The organism is Bacillus sp. NPDC094077 (genome assembly GCF_050279465.1).
Lineage (GTDB): Bacteria > Bacillota > Bacilli > Bacillales > Bacillaceae_G > Bacillus_A.
The window spans coordinates 1-1,357 of record NZ_JBNNUF010000058.1 but is presented as its reverse complement, the minus strand read 5'-3'; the positions used below and the strand labels follow the sequence as shown (position 1 = coordinate 1,357).

General features: G+C 36.6%; 1 protein-coding gene. It reads right to left on the bottom strand.

Features of this window, described 5'->3' with window-relative positions; all coding sequences use genetic code 11:
* Window positions 1–312: 312 nt before the first annotated feature.
* Window positions 313–1,338, bottom strand: coding sequence for a protein rep (locus tag ACQKNR_RS29225; protein WP_172692993.1), 1,026 nt, complete (start codon window positions 1,336–1,338; stop codon window positions 313–315).
* Window positions 1,339–1,357: the final 19 nt, after the last annotated feature.

Below are 1,357 nucleotides of genomic sequence, written 5' to 3'. Positions count from 1 at the left end.
CAATCAGCAGCCGCTTGTCGCGTTTGATCATGACGTTCCCTCCTACCATCTCTCACTTGTTTTAGACATAATCTCACCTCTTTTAATAAACATATCAGAAAATGAAGTTCAAGAATTAAGATTCCCTCCTCACTTCTTCTTAAAGCAACCTTTCATTTAAATAATTTCTAACATCTTTTCAAACTGAAGATAAACGATAATTAAAATATGCAAATACATTTAAAACCAAAATAATCAACGAACATAAAACAATCAATACACCTTTAATACTTCCCTTAAACATTAAACTATACCTCATATTATTTAGATTAATCAGGAAATTATATAGTTTTTTATGCCAACATGCCAACGGGCCATGACTTCAAATGTCTCATTCGCAACCTCATCATCATCTTCTTCAATTCTGACAAGATCCCCGTCTTCAGCATCCGTCAAATTCAGTTCCTTATGAATCTCTTTCAAGATCCCGCCATATCCGATCAACCTCCTGGCACTTAATGCATCATCCAAATAATAAACCGTATCCAAATTTTCCTCGGTCACTTCATTCCCACGTATGACATCCGTATCCTTGACTGGATACTTCGAGATTTCCAGAATGGCCTTTTGTTCTTCCATCTCTTTACGCACTTCTTGTTCAATCGCTTCCGCATTGATTCCCTTTTTTCCTTTGACCCGCTGCACATGCACAATTGGTGTGTAATCCAATTTCATTGCCTTTTTCCAAAAGCTTGTCCACTCCGCTTGTTTAATATAAGATTGCCCTCTAAAATAGCTTTTCTTTACAGGAATCAACACATGGAAATGAGGATGATATGTATTTTCTTCATGATTTTTCGTAATCTCTAAAGCTCTGAAAAAACCAAGTGTTCCAGTTTTCACTTTTTTGTATTGAAACAGCTTTCTAAAGCCTTGCATCATATCAGTAATCGTTTGTTTTAAATCATCACCCTCGACATTTTTCACTGTCAACGTGAGAAATATCCATGCTGGCTTATATTGTCTGTTTGCTTCTTCCACAATCAATTTATTATGACTCGCAATTTTTAATGATCTTCGCCACGCACACATCGAACATAACCTCACTTTACAGAAATAAGCATTTGATAATCGTAACCTGCCCGTTTCAATATCTCTTCTAAACACAAGACACTCTGCACAATTACACACTTTTTCAGCTTTTTTTCCGTAATAAGGTGCACCGGTACGCTTTTCAAGTCCTTCATAATGAGCCGCCACAAGCGACGATCTCACTTTTTTTCCTCTCCAATCCCGCTTTTTACCTGTTGCGGTTTTATCGTCAAGGATGCTATAATTTGATTCATCTAAATATGACAAAGTCAAAAAACTCCTTCTG